Origin of the sequence: Hydrogeniiclostridium mannosilyticum (assembly GCF_003268275.1) — a bacterium.
GTDB lineage: Bacteria > Bacillota > Clostridia > Oscillospirales > Acutalibacteraceae > Hydrogeniiclostridium > Hydrogeniiclostridium mannosilyticum.
The window spans coordinates 1-15198 of record NZ_QLYR01000005.1; the positions used below are offsets into that span (position 1 = coordinate 1).

The following is a 15198-nucleotide window of genomic DNA, read 5'->3' on the forward strand; positions in this document are numbered from 1 at the left end:
CGCCAAACGGCCGCATGGGCATGGTGCTGGCCAACGGCTCGCTCTCCTCCCAGTCCGGCGGCGAGGGGGACATCCGGAAAAACATCATCGAAGCGGATTTGGTAGACTGTATCATCGCCATGCCCGCCCAGCTGTTCTATACGACGCAGATTCCCGTTTCCCTGTGGTTCCTCTCCAAGAACAAGAGGCAAAAGGGCAAGACGCTTTTCATTGATGCTCGGAAAATGGGTACCATGGTCACCCGCAAGCTGCGGGAGTTGAGCGACGAGGACATCGGGAAAATCGCGGACACCTACAACGCCTTTGCGGCGGGGACGCTGGAGGACGTAAAAGGCTTCTGCGCTGTGGCAACGACGGAAGAAATCAAAGGGCAGGATTACATCCTCACCCCTGGCCGCTATGTAGGCATAGAGGAGCAGGAGGACGACGGCGAGCCCTTTGAGGAGAAGATGGCCCGCCTCACCGGGGAGCTGTCGGAGCTGTTCCAAAAGTCCCGCGAGCTGGAAAAGGAGATTCGGGAAAAGCTGGGGGCGATTGGGTATGAACTATAAAACCTACCCTGTCGCTGATTTAATAGACGAGATAGCAATGGGACCGTTTGGCTCAAACATCAAGGTGGACAGCTTTGTTGATGAAGGTGTTCCTGTCCTTAATGGTAGCAACCTTGAGGGATTTGAACTAACTGAGAAGTCATTCCGCTATGTCACGGAAGAAAAAGCCGATTCTCTAAAAAAGGCCAATGCACATAAGGGCGATGTCGTTATTACTCATAGAGGCACGCTTGGACAGATTGTTTACATTCCTCAGACAGCGAAAAAGGATCGCTATGTCATATCACAATCCCAATTCCGTATTAAGTGTAATGAGAATGTTTTACCAGAGTATTTTGTTTACTATTTTCACACACCGATAGGTCAACGTAAATTGTTAAGTAATGCCTCGCAAGTAGGCGTTCCAGCATTGGCACGCCCTTCTTCGACCTTTCAGAAAATTAAGATTGAATTGCCCGACCTTGAAACACAGAAGAAAGTGGTTAAGTTAATCGGTTCTTTGCAAAACAGGATAAAAACAAATTCTGAGATAAACGATAATTTAGAGCAGCAACTTCGTGAGATATTTGCCGAACTTTTCTCAGAAAAAATTGCTGATGTTGAAACCTATAATCATTTGCCGTTAGGTGAGTTGGTTACAAGCATCGATAACAGGGGCAAAACACCACCTCTGGTAACTACCCCAACAGAATTTCCTGTCATTGATGTAAGAGCTTTATCCGGCAATTCCCGCATTGTAGATTACACAAAATGCACCAAATATGTCTCGGCGGAAACCTACTCTTCTTGGTTTAGAAGCGGACACCCTAAACCCAAAGACATACTAATTTCTACAGTTGGAAGTCTTGCAGAAATAAAAATCTTTTTAGGATCCAAAGGGTGTATTGCGCAGAATGTTGTTGGATTCAGGGTAAAAAATATTTCTGCATATTATCTATATCAATATCTTTCTGCAATAAAGAATGAATTGGTTTCTTATAATATCGGTTCAGTACAACCGAGTATCAAAGTAACACACATTATTAAGCATCCTGTTTATGTTCCTACCAAAGAGGAAGTGGAAACATTTGATGCTCTTGCGGAGAAAACGACAAACATAATCTATAATAATGCACTTGAGTCTGATTGTTTGGCAAATCTCCGAGACACATTGTTACCAAAGCTAATATCCGGCGAGATTGATGTCTCCGACATCGACCTCTAAGCCGCTAAATTCTTGTTTTTAAAAGTAGAAGGAGGCTTTTCCATGTCCTTCACCGAAGCCACCTATGAACAGGCGATCATCGAGCTGTTCGGGCAAATGGGCTATACTCATCTCTACGCGCCGGAGCTGGAGCGGGACTATGAAAGCCCCCTGCTGGATGCGGTGCTGCTTGACAGCCTTGCCCGCATCAACAAAAAGCTGCCGCCGGAGGCCATTCAGGAGGCCGCGGGCAAGCTGAAAAGCTTTGAGGGCGGCAGTCTCATAGAGAAAAACCGGGTATTCATGGACTACCTCCAGAACGGCGTCGAGGCCAAATACTTCGCCAAGGGGGAGGAGCACACCGCCATTGTTTACCTGCTGGACTACCAAAGGCCGGAGAACAACACGTTTCAGGTTGTCAACCAGTTTACCTACATAGAAAACGGCAACAACCGCCGCCCGGATATACTCCTGTTTATCAACGGCCTGCCGCTGGTGCTTATGGAGCTGAAAAGCCCGTCCAAGGATGAGGTGGGGGCGGAAAACGCCTACAACCAGATCCGCAACTACATGCAGGACATCCCCGCCCTGTTCATCTATAACGCCGTCTGCGTCATCAGCGACCTGTCCGCCAACAAAGCGGGAACCATCACCTCCGGCTTTGACCGCTTCATGGAGTGGAAAACCAAGGACGGCCGCTACGAAAATACCGCCTATGCGCAGTTTGACACCTTTTATGAGGGAATGTTCCAAAAGGAACGCCTGCTGGATATTCTCAAGAACTTCATCCTCTTCTCCGGCGACAGCCAGAAGCCGGCGAAGATTCTGGCGGGGTATCACCAGTATTTTGCGGTACGCAAAGCGATTGAGAAAGCGAAAATCGCCGCGGCTACCGACGGAAAGGGCGGCGTGTTCTGGCACACCCAGGGCAGCGGCAAGTCGCTGTCCATGGTGTTCTACGCCCATTTGTTGCAGGAGGCGCTGGACAGCCCCACCATTGTGGTGATGACCGACCGCATCGATTTGGACGATCAGCTCTACGCACAGTTTGCCAAGTGTGCTTCTTTTCTTCGCCAGACGCCGCTGCAGGCTCAGAGTAAGGAGCATTTAAAAGATCTTTTGGAGGGGCGCACCGCTAACGGCATTATTTTTACCACCATGTTCAAATTTGAGCGGGGAGAAAAGCCGCTGTCGGAGCGCCGGAATCTTGTTGTCATGGCGGACGAGGCCCACCGCGGGCAATATGGCTTTGATGAGAAAATCGTCCTCTCGAAGAATGAGGAAGGTGAACAAGAGGCGCGTGTGGTGGTGGGCAACGCCCGGGTGATTCGGGACGCCCTGCCGAACGCCACCTTTGTGGGCTTTACCGGCACGCCCGTCTCCGCCAAAGACCACAACACGCGAAGGGTGTTCGGCGACTATATCGACGTATACGACATGACGCAGGCCGTGGAGGACGGGGCCACCCGCCCGGTGTATTACGAAAGCCGGGTGATCCACCTGAAGCTTGACCAGAACACGCTGGCGCTGATCGATTCTACCTACGAGCTTTTAGAGCAGCAGGCCGATTCCGCTGCAATTGAAAAAAGCAAGAAAATGCTGGGGCAGATGGAAAGCGTGCTGGGCGCGGATTCTACCATACAGTCCCTCTGCGAGGATATCGCCGCCCATTATGAAGCCTGCCGGGCCAATCTGCTCACCGGCAAGGCGATGATCGTGGCCTATTCCCGCCCTATCGCCATGAAGATTTACCGCAAGCTTCTGGAGCTGCGTCCTGGCTGGACGGAGAAGGTAGCTGTGGTCATGACCGGCGGCAACAACGATCCGGAGGATTGGAAAGCCATCATCGGCACAAAGGCTTACAAGGAAGAGCTGGCCCGCAGGTTTAAGGACAACGGCAGCCCCCTGAAAATTGCCATTGTGGTGGATATGTGGCTCACCGGTTTTGATGTTCCCTCCCTGGCTACCATGTATGTTTACAAGCCCATGCACGGGTACAACCTGATGCAGGCCATCGCCCGGGTCAACCGCGTTTTCCAGGATAAAGAGGGCGGTCTGATTGTGGATTATGTGGGGATTGCCTCGGCGCTGAAAGCGGCAATGAAAGAATATACCGACCGCGACCGCGCCAAATACGGCGATATGGATATTTCCAAGGTGGCTTACCCGAAATTTAAGGAAAAACTGCAGGTCTGCAAGGATCTGATGCATGAGTTTGATTTCAGTGGATTTATGCGCGGCGGCCCGTTGGATATGGCAAAGGCGATTTCCGGCGGCGTCAACTTTGTGCTGGACACTTCCGTCCGTGCTCGGAAGGATTTGTTCCTGAAGGAAGCGTTGCTGCTCAGGCAGGCTCATTCCCTGTGCTCCAGCCTGACCACGCAGCAGGAGCGGCACGAGGCCGCCTACTTTGAGGCGGTGCGTTCTACTGCGATGAAGCTGACCATTGGCGGAAAAGGCGGCAAGCCGCTGTCGCTGAACGAAATCAACACGCAGATAAATGAATTGCTAAAGGCCAGCGTGCAGAGCGAGGGCGTTATTAACCTGTTCGATAGCAAAACAGTCGGCGAAAAATTCAATCTGTTCGACCCGGATGTGCTGGAAGAAATCGCGAAGATGAAAGAGAAGAACATCGCGGCGGAAATCCTGCGCAAGCTGATGGCGGAACAGGTGGCGGTTTTCCGCCGCACCAACGTGGTGCAGTCGCAGAAGTTTTCGGAGAAAATTACACAGCTGATGAACGCGTATTATAACGGGCTGATTACCAATGAGGAGGTCATCAAGGAGCTTCTGGAAGCAGCGGCGCAGATTGCCGGGCTGCATAGGCAGGGGGAGGCGTTGGGGTTGACGCCGGAGGAAATGGCCTTCTATGATGCACTGACTAAGCCGGAAGCAGTCAAGGATTTTTACCAAAACAGCGAGCTTGTCGCAATAACAAGGGAACTGACGGAAATGCTGCGTAAAAACAGAACCATTGACTGGCAGAAAAAGGAGACCGCCCGCGCCGGAATGCGGAGGATGGTGAAACGCCTGCTAAAAAAGTACAAATACCCGCCGGAAGGCGTGGAGGATGCCCTCAACACAGTGCTCAGCCAGTGTGAGATGTGGACGGATAACCTATAATTTGCTGAATGTTTCTACTGGACGTCCAGCTTGGCTACAGAAATGAAAAACGAAGAACGAGTGATGAAAACAAAAAGGCTTTGAAGTCTGAAGGCTCCTGTCTAATTACAAGCAAAGAGATAAATGCCGCCGCAAAGCAGCCCTCCATTGCCGGGGGATTTTTGCTCTGGTATTTTGTCAGCTATAGTTGCAGCAGCGATTAAAAAACGAGCCCGGAACGCGAAATGCGTCCAGGCTCAGATCTGGTCCGAAGGGGTAAAGAACCCCTGTAATACCAACGGCTTGCAGGCAGCAAGAGAGAGGTTTTATCCAAATGTTAATTCATCTGTTTTCTCGGCATTTAAGAGGTTCTCCAGAGAAGTGTATTTCGTTCCTTGAAAATAACAAGCATTTCTGCTGCCCAATTTAATTTCGTGCGGTAATTTTTTGGGCGCGCCATCAAAAATACAGACCTTTTCATTTTTTTCCGGGTCATCTCGAAACTCTTTAATCTTTGCATAATGAGTAATTGCAGAAACTGGTAGCCCACGATAGATAGCAATATATTTTACGCGGTGTTCTCTGACAGGACTAATGCGGCAAGGATACCAGCACGGAGTTTCAGATTCCCCTAAAAATGTCTCTTCAAACCCTCTTTCCTTAGATGCAAATATTACTGTGTCAAATCGTTCTAGGTTCTCTTCTTCAATTGCTGCATCAACATCAATCCCATGTGCTTCTTTTAGGTATTGTATCGAATCTGTCAGAAATTTATCGATGGCTTCTTCAATTAATGTGTTTCTTGAAAAACTTTTTGAATCGCTGATGGAGGAAAATTGCTTCGTCACCATGTCGATACGTTCAATTTTAGCGTCATCCAGATAGACGGCTATCTGCTTTTTGGGTGATTTGCTGTTCTTTAAAAGAATGTCAAAATAGTTCATGTCATTTTCCATTATATGTTACTCCTTTGCGTAATTACTTTACTATATAATATATCATTTTTTGATATTTTATCAATAGCGTTTTTTAATATTAATTATAATATTGATATAGATGTATTTATAGAATAGTGCTTTTTAGTATTTTTTTATTCTCACAATACGGTACGGAAATGGAATTTATCTCGGAAAGATAAATAAAAAAACAGTACGTTAAAATGTATAGATCTTTATCAAGTGGATATGAAAAAGAGATTTTCCATATTTTAGATGGTAGGGTAAAACTCTCACTGGACTAAAAAGGTTGGTGGCAAGCCGGAAGTGTCACAAGCGCACCGGCGATTTTTCTCCCAAAGTATAGAGATTACTTAGTATTGTCTTTCAAAAATAGAACCTTTTTGAGGAAGGAAGACACTACTTCGCCTAAGCAGAATACGCGCCTTTATAGTGCTTTGATTTGTTTTTTAGCGTTTTTATACAGAACAGTTGCATGGCTAAGGTATAGACCAAAGTCATGCGTAAGGCGTTTTTGCGAAAATCAAGGGGAAGAAAAATAGTATCAAAAAGCTCTTCCTGTTTGCTTGGAAGTATGATAGAATAAGCGAGAAATTAGAGAAAGTCGGGATATTGTATATGGATCTGAAAGCAAAAATAAGAAATCTAAAAGCACACCCCCTCCTCCAGGTACTAGCTGACAATGGGGGAAATCCGCGGACACTCGTATTAATTGAACCGCTATGGGGCATTCCCTACAACCTTATCGCACCGTTTGCTACTCTTTATATGTATACACAGGGCGTCACGGATGTGCAGATTGGCCTGATTCTTTCCATCACGATGGTAGTTCAAGTGTTGTTTTCCTTTTTCGGGGGTATTTTGTCCGACAAAATGGGTCGAAAATTTACTACGATGATGGGGGACTTCTTCGGTTGGTCGCTGGCCTGCTTGGTGTGGGCCATCTCGAATAATTTCTGGCTGTTTTTAGCCGCGGCAATCCTCAATTGCTTTGAACAGATCAACCAGACGGCGTGGTATTGTTTGCTTATTGAGGATGCCCGTCCAAAGGATCTGGTGGGAATATACACTTGGGTAAATATCGGCGGGCTGGTGGCCATCTTTTTTGCGCCGCTCTCCGGCCTGTTTGTCGGCTCGTATTCGATGGTACCGGTGGTGCGGGTGCTATATTTCCTTTTTGCACTGACAATGCTCATGAAAACATTTATTACCTTCAAGTTCTGCCATGAGACGAAGCAGGGCAAAATCCGCCGGGAAGAGACAAAGGGCGTATCCGTTTTACATATGTTGGGGGAATACCGCCAGTTAATCCCCAATCTGCTGAAAAATAGAAGTGTGCTTAAAACGGTAGCCGTCTCGGTAATTCTCTATGTTACCAATATAGTGAGCACAAACTTTTTCGGTTTGTATGTGACACAACGGCTGGGCCTTTCAGAAAATTTCCTGGCGCTGTTTCCTATTTTGAACGCTGCTGTCATGCTGGTTTTTATGGTAGGGATTCAACATCGTATGAACGCTACAAAATTCCGTGTTCCGCTTTGGATTGGTTTAGCGTTATACGCCACGGCGGCCCTGGTGTTAATCTTTTCTCCTGCAGATAACCTGGGCTTTGTGCTGCTCTATGTATTTGTTGCAGCCATAGCTGCCGCGCTGGTGAATCCGCGTAAAGACGCATTGCTTCAGCTTAACATCAATCCTCAGGAGCGTGCACGCCTGAATGCTCTTATCATGGCATCCACAATTGCCCTCTCGTCTCCGTTCGGCTATCTTGCCGGATGGCTTTCCAGCATGGACCGCCGCTTGCCTTTTGTCCTTACTTTTCTGTTGTTTATCACGGCAATGCTTGTTATCTGCCGAATCCAAGAACCGCAGGTAGAGGAAAAGGGTGAAAGCACCATTGAGCTGTGAGCCTTTCTGGCTGGGGTATTGGTGGCCTAGGTGGTATAAGGTTCTCTTCTTTTATACGGGTTTCGGTTGCTGAAAAACAGGATTTGCTTTAGTAATAAATGATATATTCCGAAAATAGATATTCAAAAACCATATTAAAATCGGGAGGACAGCATCATGAATAACCTTGACAGTTTTATAGGGGATTCGGACAGTGACAAAATAGAAAATGCGATCAAAGCTTGTAAAAATGGAGAGTTTATGCTTCCCTCTCGTGCTGAAATTGTAAAGGACGGGCGCGATTATTGGCTACTTGACCGTGCAGTTTTAATTCCTGAAAATACTACCATTTTATTATGTAATTGCAAAATAAAACTCTCAGATAACTGCAGGGATAATTTTTTCAGAAGTGCAAACTGTGGCTTGGGCATAAATAATCCGGAAATCATCAGAAATATCCATATCAAAGGAGAAGGACTTTGTGTGCTGGAGGGAGCAGACCATCCCCGTTCAACAGGCGACAGCAGCAAAGTACTTGCGTTTCCCTGCCCCAAAAGGCCTGAGGATTTGTGCCGGTTAGCCGATTGGGTCCCGGCAGAGCGTAAAAGTCTTGGTAAAACGAGCTTTTGGGATGAACATTCGCATTCCTATGGTACAGACGCGGGAAAGAAAGGGGAGTCTCAGCGTGGGGATTGGCGAAATATCGGTATTTTGTTTGCCAATGCTGAAAACTGGTCTATTGAAAATCTGCGTTTAGTCGATTTTCATGGTTGGGGAATCTCTTTGGAGGCCTGTGCCTATGGCAGCATTAAAAACATAGATTTTGATGCTTGTATGGCAAAAGAGATCGATGGGCTGCTTCACAATATAGAAAATCAGGACGGAATTGATTTGCGCAATGGCTGCCACGACATCATGATTTCGGATATCACCGGCGGTACAGGAGATGATTTGATTGCCTTGACGGCGATTGCCGGCCCCGAAGAATATCTCCCCGGCGGCAGCTTGGGTTCAACGCATGTTCTGCACAACGACTGGACAAGGCGGGATAAGAATATTCACAATGTTCTCATTCGTAATGTGAAGGGATATTCCAAAGGGGGCATATGCTTTCACATTCGCCTGCTGGCCGTAGAAACAAAAATATGGAACGTTGTGATTGACGGTGTGATAGATACTTCACCTGAGGGCTTTTATAGTGGCGGGGTATTGTTGTTAGGAGAACAGGATGGAGCATACGGTTCAAATCGGCCGGACAGTATTTCTCGCATAACGGTTTCCAATATGCTGTGTGACAGTAGTAATGCTATACTGGTCAATGGCTATGTAGCAAATTCCGTTATTTCCAATGTGATGAACAATAATCCGGCGGCTTCGGCAATACGTGTGTGCCGTGAAGGCGGTCTTAAAAATGTTGTGCTAAACGGCATTTGTACAGTCGGAGAAAAAATAATTGATGAAGATTTTTGACTCATTCGTTGCTTGTCATGAGCTTTGTGGTTAAAATATTTGTTATTCAGTAAAAAAGGCAAGCATTGCTTGCCTTTTTGTCAAAGCTTTCTGGAGAGACGGCTGTTCTGGGCGATAAATTTTTCAAACCAGGCGCATACCCCCAGCGCCGGAATGGTTAAAAAGAACCAAAGCAGGGAATAGGGCAGGCAGACCTGACCCAAAATATTACCGGGCATAGCCGAATAATCCCATACGTTCATTTTCAAAACGATATTCACGACAACCCCGGTTAAAAATTCGATACCGGTTATAATTCCGGATCCGGCGGCACAACGTTGTGCTAAAGAACAGTTCTGCATTTTTTTATGGCAGATTTGGTCAATCAGACAAAGGCAGACGCCGCCGGCGATAGACATGGAAATATCTGTGCGTCCCCTGCTGAGGACCTCAAGAGCTGGATAGACCGTGCCGCCGGTTAAAAATAAAACGGCGTTCTTTTTTAACATAGCATAAACCCTCCCGTAGATGTTCGTACCATCATTGTTTACATGAATGAAACAAATATACGAAGGGTTTGCGTGTTAATTAATGGCATGCATATGGCGCGGCGGCGCCTGCTGAAAAGAACGGCCCTACAGGCTCTCCGTTTTTCTTACTCAAAATACAGACAATTTTAAAACAGCCCCACCTGTTAGCCAGTATACTGTACTGTCTAACGAGCCGGGGCTGTTTTAAATGGATGACCGCATTTTTTAAGAGGGGTCCGAGAGCACCGGGCTGGAATATTCCTCTGAGGATATCGTTGCGCCAACAGTACCAAGAGAGGAAATCTGGACAACCGTAACTTGTGTGGTGTCGGATTCCTCCTGAATTTCTCCTTTGTAATACACACGAAAAGCGTCGCCGTCCTGTAGCTCTGTAGTATCCACCGAGCATTCCCAAGAGGAGTAAGCAAAGGTAAGCTCCTGATTTTCCTGTGTTTGTATTGTAACATAGTTGGAGCTGAAATCAAGCAGGGTGCCGTCTACATAGGTGATATCCGAAGACTCCAGCAGGGAGAAATATTGCTGGACTTGGTCATAAGTCAGCACCATGCTGTTGTATTGCTCCATCAGAACCTCGTCTGCATAAGGGCAACCGTGCGGCAGCTGCGCGCAATAGACGTAGTCCTTTTGTTCACCCAGATATTCCGGATGGGGCAAATCTTGCGTTATTTGCTCGTTCCACCAGGTCTTTGATACGCGCATCAAGATTAGAACGGGATTTTCACGGTCGCTTCTGAAGATAAAAGATACCTTGGAATAGGCGCTTTGATCTTCTTCCATTTTGCCATGTGATACAACAATTTTATAATCGTTCGCCGTCCAGACCTTTGGAATCTGAAAAGAAAATCCGAGTTCGGGGTTGGTATAAGTCGAATCGTTCCAGGTGTAGATGTTATTGTGCAGGGCTTTGCTGGTAATTACATTCTCTTCACTTTCAGCAGCCTTGCTGTTGTTATAAGAACCGGCAGAATCTGCCGTGCTTTGAGCCGTTCCAGAAGAACATGCCGTTGCCGTTATGAGCAGCACGGATAAAAGGCCGATTACAACTTTTCTCATACCAAGCCTCCTTTCGGTAAGGATCGAAGAGTTGTGCGTTTTACAATGCTTCAAAATATAATCCCTCTTGAGAACGGGGCGCTCTTGGTCTTAAAATTTACCGGGCTGCCGTATACTCGGTGTACGGGCCCAATTTACCTACAGAGCTCCACTTGCTTAGAATCTATAATAATACATTATTCTATCATAGAGGGTTCCTGAAAATAAGTCAACTTAAAATAGTATAAAGGTAATGAAGGTTACAAAACTGTAAAGAATAGTGCGGCAGTTTTTAAGCATTTTAGCTATTTATATGGTATGCTTTTGGTTACTTTGTTGAAGTCTAATAAACCTGAGTTTTAGATGATCTGAGCCCTAAAGGATTGTCTGTACTGAGACGGAGAGAGGCCGTAACGGCTCCGAAACCGTCTGGAAAAATAAAATTGGTCATAAAAACCGCAATGTTCGGCAATTTCGTGAATGCTGTCCTCCGTGCTTTGTAAGAGCGCCTGTGCGGTAGCAAGCCGGTGGTGCATTAAAAAAGTACATGGGGTCTCGCCGGTTTCTTCCCGAAACCGCCGCAGGAAAAGGCTGGGTGAAAGCCGGCAGAGTGCGGCTAAATCCTCTACGTGCAGCGGCTGGCTGTAATCCTTACGAATTTTGCGGATGGCCGGCATGATGACAGAGTCATAGCTTTCTTTCGGCGTGGCAAGGACCAGCAGCTTTTCTGCGAGCGCATAACCGATCCGGCTGCGGCGGCAGCTGTCCAGCAGTGTTGGCTGGACTTGTGTTAAGGATAAGATTAACGGCTGAAACTGGGCGCATTGCTCCGTAGAAAGCAGCGCTGGAAAAGTATAGAGGTCATCAAGGGTGTATATTCCATTGATCCTCAAGTCAAGAAATACCCAGCACATTTTCATGGCCCCATTTTCCGGTAGGTGGTGGGTGATGTCCTGCAAAATACCAGCAGGCGCGATAAACGCACAGCCTGCCGGGACATGAAACGGCTTACCTTTTGCTAAAGATAAGGTATAGCTGCCTTCAAGGCAGTTGACGATGGAAAGATACGGCAGCGTCTTAATATGGCGCAGCCCCTCTTCCGTGCAGAATCCCCGGCTGGCTAACAGGGTTTCCAGTTGAACGTGTCTAATATCCTCCATAAGCTCCCCTCCAATAAAAATAATACATAATATTTTTGCTTTTGTCCATGGATTTAAGCGTTGAGATTTTATATACTGAAAAAAGAATCTTTTTGATCTGGGAGTGAGCGGATGGATATTATATTTCAGTCTCCTATGAAGGCGCCGGGGGAAAAAAGGCCGGTGCGGCTTTCAACATCAACCAGGAAATTTGCATTTGATGCCTTGAATGCTGTATATGGCCGGGCCCTGTATAAGAGCCCGCATGTGGATATGGACAATGTACCCGGCTTTTCAGAAATGAACAATTACCAGAAATACGATGCAATCATCCGAAAAATTGCCGCAGAAGCGCCGGTCCGTTTCTGTGAAGGCGAATTGCTTTGCGGAAGCGCAACGCTGCGCGACGCCATTAATCATGTAGTTCCCGCGGTTTTTCAGGGGAAAACAGTATTTCCCAGCATGAGCCATGTGACGCTTGGCTTTGATCGTATATTGCGGGAGGGGTTGGACTCCTATCAGCAGCGGATAGAGGAGCGTCTTGAGCGGGCTGCCAAAGAGCGGGACGCGAAAAAGCTGGATTTTTTGCACTCGCTATTAGAGGTCATCAATTCTATACACATTTGGCATGGCCGCTATATGAGCGCCTTGTCTGAAAAGCTGGCGGCCGCCCGGACCGCAGAACAGCGAACCTATTACGAGGACTTGCTCCGCAATTTGGAGCGGGTGCCGTTTCAGCCGCCTGCTTCTTTCCGAGAGGCCCTGCAGGCGCTGTGGTTCCTGTTTGCTTTTGTTCGTCTATGTGGTAATTGGCCCGGCATCGGCCGTATTGATCAGATGCTGGGGCAGTTCTTGGAAAAGGACTTGCAAACAGGTGCAATCAGTGAGGCGTTTGCCCGGGAACTGACGGCGCATTTCTTTATCAAGGGCTGTGAATGGATCACCCTCGATTCACGTGGCAGCGGAGATGGACAGCATTATCAGAATATCGTTTTAGGCGGAGTAGATGAGAATGGCTGTCAATCAGATAACACTGTAACACGGCTGGTGCTGGAAGTGGTGGAGGAGCTGCCTATTGGTGATTTTCCAATAGCTGTGAGGATCAATGCGCATACCCCGGAGTGGCTGTATATGCAGATTGCCAAGGTTATGCGCCACGGCAGCGGGGTAGCCGCCGTGTACAATGAAACACAGATTATTCAAAGCCTGATGGACTTCGGTTATTCACAGCAGGAGGCGCGGCGTTTTGCCAATGATGGCTGCTGGGAGATTCAGGTCCCGGGGAAGACACGTTTTGGCTACTGCCCAATGGATGCTTTTGCTGTTTTGCAAAATGATGTGCTGCATGTAAACGATGCCTGTACACCCCCGGATTATGCCGGCTTCGAAGAGGTGTATACAGCCTATCGCTCTGGACTGAGAAAGCTGCTGGAATCCTTTAAAGAAAGTGCGGACCATTATTTTGACGGTCAGCTTCCCGTTTCAGTCGTCGCGCTCATGGAGGATGGCTGTATTGAGAGCGGGCGAGATTATGTGAATGGCGGCCCGGTTTATAATGTCTTTTCGCCACATCTGGGGGGCCTGCCGGATGTTGCAAACAGCCTTTATGCAATTAAAAAGGTTGTCTTTGAGGAACGCCGGCTGTCCGTTTCCCAACTAGTAGAGCTGCTGCGCAATAATTGGGAAGGGGCGGAATCCCTGCGCCGTCATTGTGCAAATGATTTTCAGTATTATGGCAATGACAATGATGAGGTAGATGCCATTGCAACCCGCCTGTTGGACGATTATACGGCAATTATGGCGGAGGAACCACGGCGCAGCGGTGTGCTGCTCCCGCCGGGAATTAGCACCTTTGGGCGTCAAATTGAGTGGAAGGACGTCCGCGGCGCCACAGCGCAGGGAGGGCGCCGGGGCGATATTTTATCGAGCAACCTGAGCCCTGCACCGGGAACGGATAAAGCGGGTGCGACAGCGATTATTTTATCCCACTGCAAAGCGCATCTTGAAAATCTGACCGGTGGAACCGCGTTGGACCTAAAGCTGTACCCTGAGGCGGTGTCGGGAGCGGACGGTTTAGCGGCGGTGACGGCATTGATTCGTGGATTTGTGGAGTTAGGCGGCATCTTCTTACAGATCGATGTAATGGATAATACGGTTCTGTTGGAAGCCCAGACACATCCGGAGCAATACCAGACGCTCTCCGTACGGATTTCCGGCTGGTCGGCGCGCTTTGTAACCTTGGATGAAGAATGGCAGCGTATGATTATAGAACGTACGGCAGTGGGGCGGTAGTATGGTGTCGGGAATGGTGACGAATATCCAGCGCTTTTCCGTACACGATGGCCCTGGTGTGCGGACGGTTGTTTTCTTAAAGGGATGCCCGCTGGATTGCCGCTGGTGTCATAACCCAGAGACTAAGGACAGCCGGGCGCAGCCGATGCTCACCCCGCTGCTTTGTACTGGATGTGGTGCTTGCCGGCAGGTGTGCCCGGCTGGTTGTCACGTTCTGCAGGATGGCAGCCACTGTTTTAATGCTCAGGATTGCCGCCGCTGCATGGCCTGCGTAGAGGCTTGCACCTATGGAGCGCTGGAGGTCTGCGGCAGCATGATGACGGTAGATGAGGCTTTAGCAGTAGTTTTGCGGGATGTGAGCTTTTATGGAAGCCAGGGCGGCCTGACAATCTCAGGCGGGGAACCGATGGCGCAACCGGATTTTACCCTGGAACTGTTGCGTAAGGCCAGTGAGAGCGGCCTTACCACCTGTGTAGAGACCTGTGGCTATTTTCCTTCCCTTTTTTTGCCGGAGCTTTGTAAGTGGAGCGATTGGTTGCTGTGGGATGTCAAGGACACGGATGATGCCCGCCATAAAAAAAATACCGGCCGCTCCAACCGGCTTATCCTTGAAAACCTGCACAAGGCCGCCCAGTTGCTTCCTGGTAAAATTGTGATCCGCGGAATCCTGGTGAAAGGCATACAGGATAACCGGCAGCACGTTGCCCGGCTGTATCAGCTGGCCCGAGAAATCAATGCGGCGGGCGTGGATTTATTGCCGTTTCATCCATTCGGAAATTCGAAGCGTACGGCCGTCGGTATGCTTAGCCATGCGGAGATGGGCAAGGCGTATATTCCGGATGCAGATTGGGTAGAGCGCTTAAAGGGATTGGCTTACAATGAATGATGGTAAATGTGTATCGGTTCTATCTACTGATAAGCGCGGCAATATATTTGTAAATAGGAGTATTGATGGCGAGTCAAGTGCCTGTCTTTCCGGAAAGCCATATCCTTTCATAAACCATCCGCTTTATTGTTCATCATATTTCTTTTGTTCCGGCCTGTAATTCCGCATAT

At 48.1% G+C, this 15198-nt stretch carries 11 protein-coding genes; 7 read left to right on the plus strand and 4 right to left on the minus strand.

Going from position 1 to position 15198, the window contains the following annotated elements:
• From DPQ25_RS08580 to DPQ25_RS08590, 3 genes are all read left to right on the plus strand, one after another.
• Nucleotides 1–551 (plus strand): N-6 DNA methylase (locus DPQ25_RS08580; RefSeq protein ID WP_146740541.1); only part of this gene is annotated, 551 nt, incomplete at its 5' end.
• Nucleotides 541–1755, plus strand: a complete 1215-nt coding sequence (locus DPQ25_RS08585; RefSeq protein ID WP_207657302.1) for a restriction endonuclease subunit S — start codon at nt 541–543, stop codon at nt 1753–1755. The genes DPQ25_RS08580 and DPQ25_RS08585, both read left to right, overlap by 11 nt.
• A 42-nt stretch (nt 1756–1797) precedes the next feature.
• Nucleotides 1798–4857 (plus strand): type I restriction endonuclease subunit R, encoded by a 3060-nt coding sequence (locus DPQ25_RS08590; protein WP_112332764.1) that lies wholly within the window; start codon nt 1798–1800, stop codon nt 4855–4857.
• Nucleotides 4858–5162: 305 nt separating this feature from the next.
• Here the strand turns inward: DPQ25_RS08590 and DPQ25_RS08600 are convergent, their stop codons facing one another.
• On the minus strand, nt 5163–5792 hold the full coding sequence (locus tag DPQ25_RS08600) for a hypothetical protein (protein WP_112332766.1): 630 nt from the start codon (nt 5790–5792) through the stop codon (nt 5163–5165).
• 618 nt (nt 5793–6410) lie between these two features.
• Here DPQ25_RS08600 and DPQ25_RS08605 point away from each other — a divergent pair.
• A complete protein-coding gene (locus tag DPQ25_RS08605; protein ID WP_112332920.1) occupies nt 6411–7700 on the plus strand; it encodes an MFS transporter in 1290 nt (429 codons plus the stop codon).
• A gap of 156 nt (nt 7701–7856) precedes the next feature.
• Nucleotides 7857–9149 (plus strand): glycoside hydrolase family protein, encoded by a 1293-nt coding sequence (locus DPQ25_RS08610; protein ID WP_112332767.1) that lies wholly within the window; start codon nt 7857–7859, stop codon nt 9147–9149.
• An 80-nt stretch (nt 9150–9229) separates the two neighbouring features.
• Here the strand turns inward: DPQ25_RS08610 and DPQ25_RS08615 are convergent, their stop codons facing one another.
• The 3 genes from DPQ25_RS08615 to DPQ25_RS08625 all read right to left on the minus strand — a co-directional run bounded on the left by DPQ25_RS08615 (nt 9230) and on the right by DPQ25_RS08625 (nt 11871).
• Complete coding sequence (locus DPQ25_RS08615) at nt 9230–9637, minus strand: putative ABC transporter permease (protein ID WP_112332768.1); 408 nt, start codon at nt 9635–9637, stop codon at nt 9230–9232.
• A 246-nt stretch (nt 9638–9883) separates the two neighbouring features.
• Nucleotides 9884–10732, minus strand: a complete 849-nt coding sequence (locus DPQ25_RS08620; RefSeq protein ID WP_112332769.1) for a hypothetical protein — start codon at nt 10730–10732, stop codon at nt 9884–9886.
• A gap of 338 nt (nt 10733–11070) precedes the next feature.
• A complete protein-coding gene (locus DPQ25_RS08625; protein WP_112332770.1) occupies nt 11071–11871 on the minus strand; it encodes an AraC family transcriptional regulator in 801 nt (266 codons plus the stop codon).
• Between the two features lie 111 nt (nt 11872–11982).
• Here DPQ25_RS08625 and DPQ25_RS08630 point away from each other — a divergent pair, with 111 nt between their 5' ends.
• Together DPQ25_RS08630 and DPQ25_RS08635 are read left to right on the plus strand one after the other, a co-directional pair.
• A complete protein-coding gene (locus DPQ25_RS08630; RefSeq protein WP_112332771.1) occupies nt 11983–14142 on the plus strand; it encodes a pyruvate formate lyase family protein in 2160 nt (719 codons plus the stop codon).
• Nucleotide 14143: 1 nt separating this feature from the next.
• On the plus strand, nt 14144–15028 hold the full coding sequence (locus tag DPQ25_RS08635) for a glycyl-radical enzyme activating protein (RefSeq protein ID WP_112332772.1): 885 nt from the start codon (nt 14144–14146) through the stop codon (nt 15026–15028).
• Nucleotides 15029–15198: the final 170 nt, after the last annotated feature.

Excerpts from the sequence above, each read along its gene's own strand:
- DPQ25_RS08615 (WP_112332768.1), bottom strand. The coding sequence starts at position 9,637 with ATGTTAAAAAAGAACGCCGTTTTATTTTTAACCGGCGGCACGGTCTAT.
- DPQ25_RS08630 (WP_112332771.1), top strand. The coding sequence starts at position 11,983 with ATGGATATTATATTTCAGTCTCCTATGAAGGCGCCGGGGGAAAAAAGG.
- DPQ25_RS08600 (WP_112332766.1), bottom strand. The coding sequence starts at position 5,792 with ATGGAAAATGACATGAACTATTTTGACATTCTTTTAAAGAACAGCAAA.
- DPQ25_RS08620 (WP_112332769.1), bottom strand. The coding sequence starts at position 10,732 with ATGAGAAAAGTTGTAATCGGCCTTTTATCCGTGCTGCTCATAACGGCA.
- DPQ25_RS08590 (WP_112332764.1), top strand. The coding sequence starts at position 1,798 with ATGTCCTTCACCGAAGCCACCTATGAACAGGCGATCATCGAGCTGTTC.
- DPQ25_RS08605 (WP_112332920.1), top strand. The coding sequence starts at position 6,411 with ATGGATCTGAAAGCAAAAATAAGAAATCTAAAAGCACACCCCCTCCTC.
- DPQ25_RS08625 (WP_112332770.1), bottom strand. The coding sequence starts at position 11,871 with ATGGAGGATATTAGACACGTTCAACTGGAAACCCTGTTAGCCAGCCGG.
- DPQ25_RS08635 (WP_112332772.1), top strand. The coding sequence starts at position 14,144 with ATGGTGTCGGGAATGGTGACGAATATCCAGCGCTTTTCCGTACACGAT.
- DPQ25_RS08585 (WP_207657302.1), top strand. The coding sequence starts at position 541 with ATGAACTATAAAACCTACCCTGTCGCTGATTTAATAGACGAGATAGCA.
- DPQ25_RS08610 (WP_112332767.1), top strand. The coding sequence starts at position 7,857 with ATGAATAACCTTGACAGTTTTATAGGGGATTCGGACAGTGACAAAATA.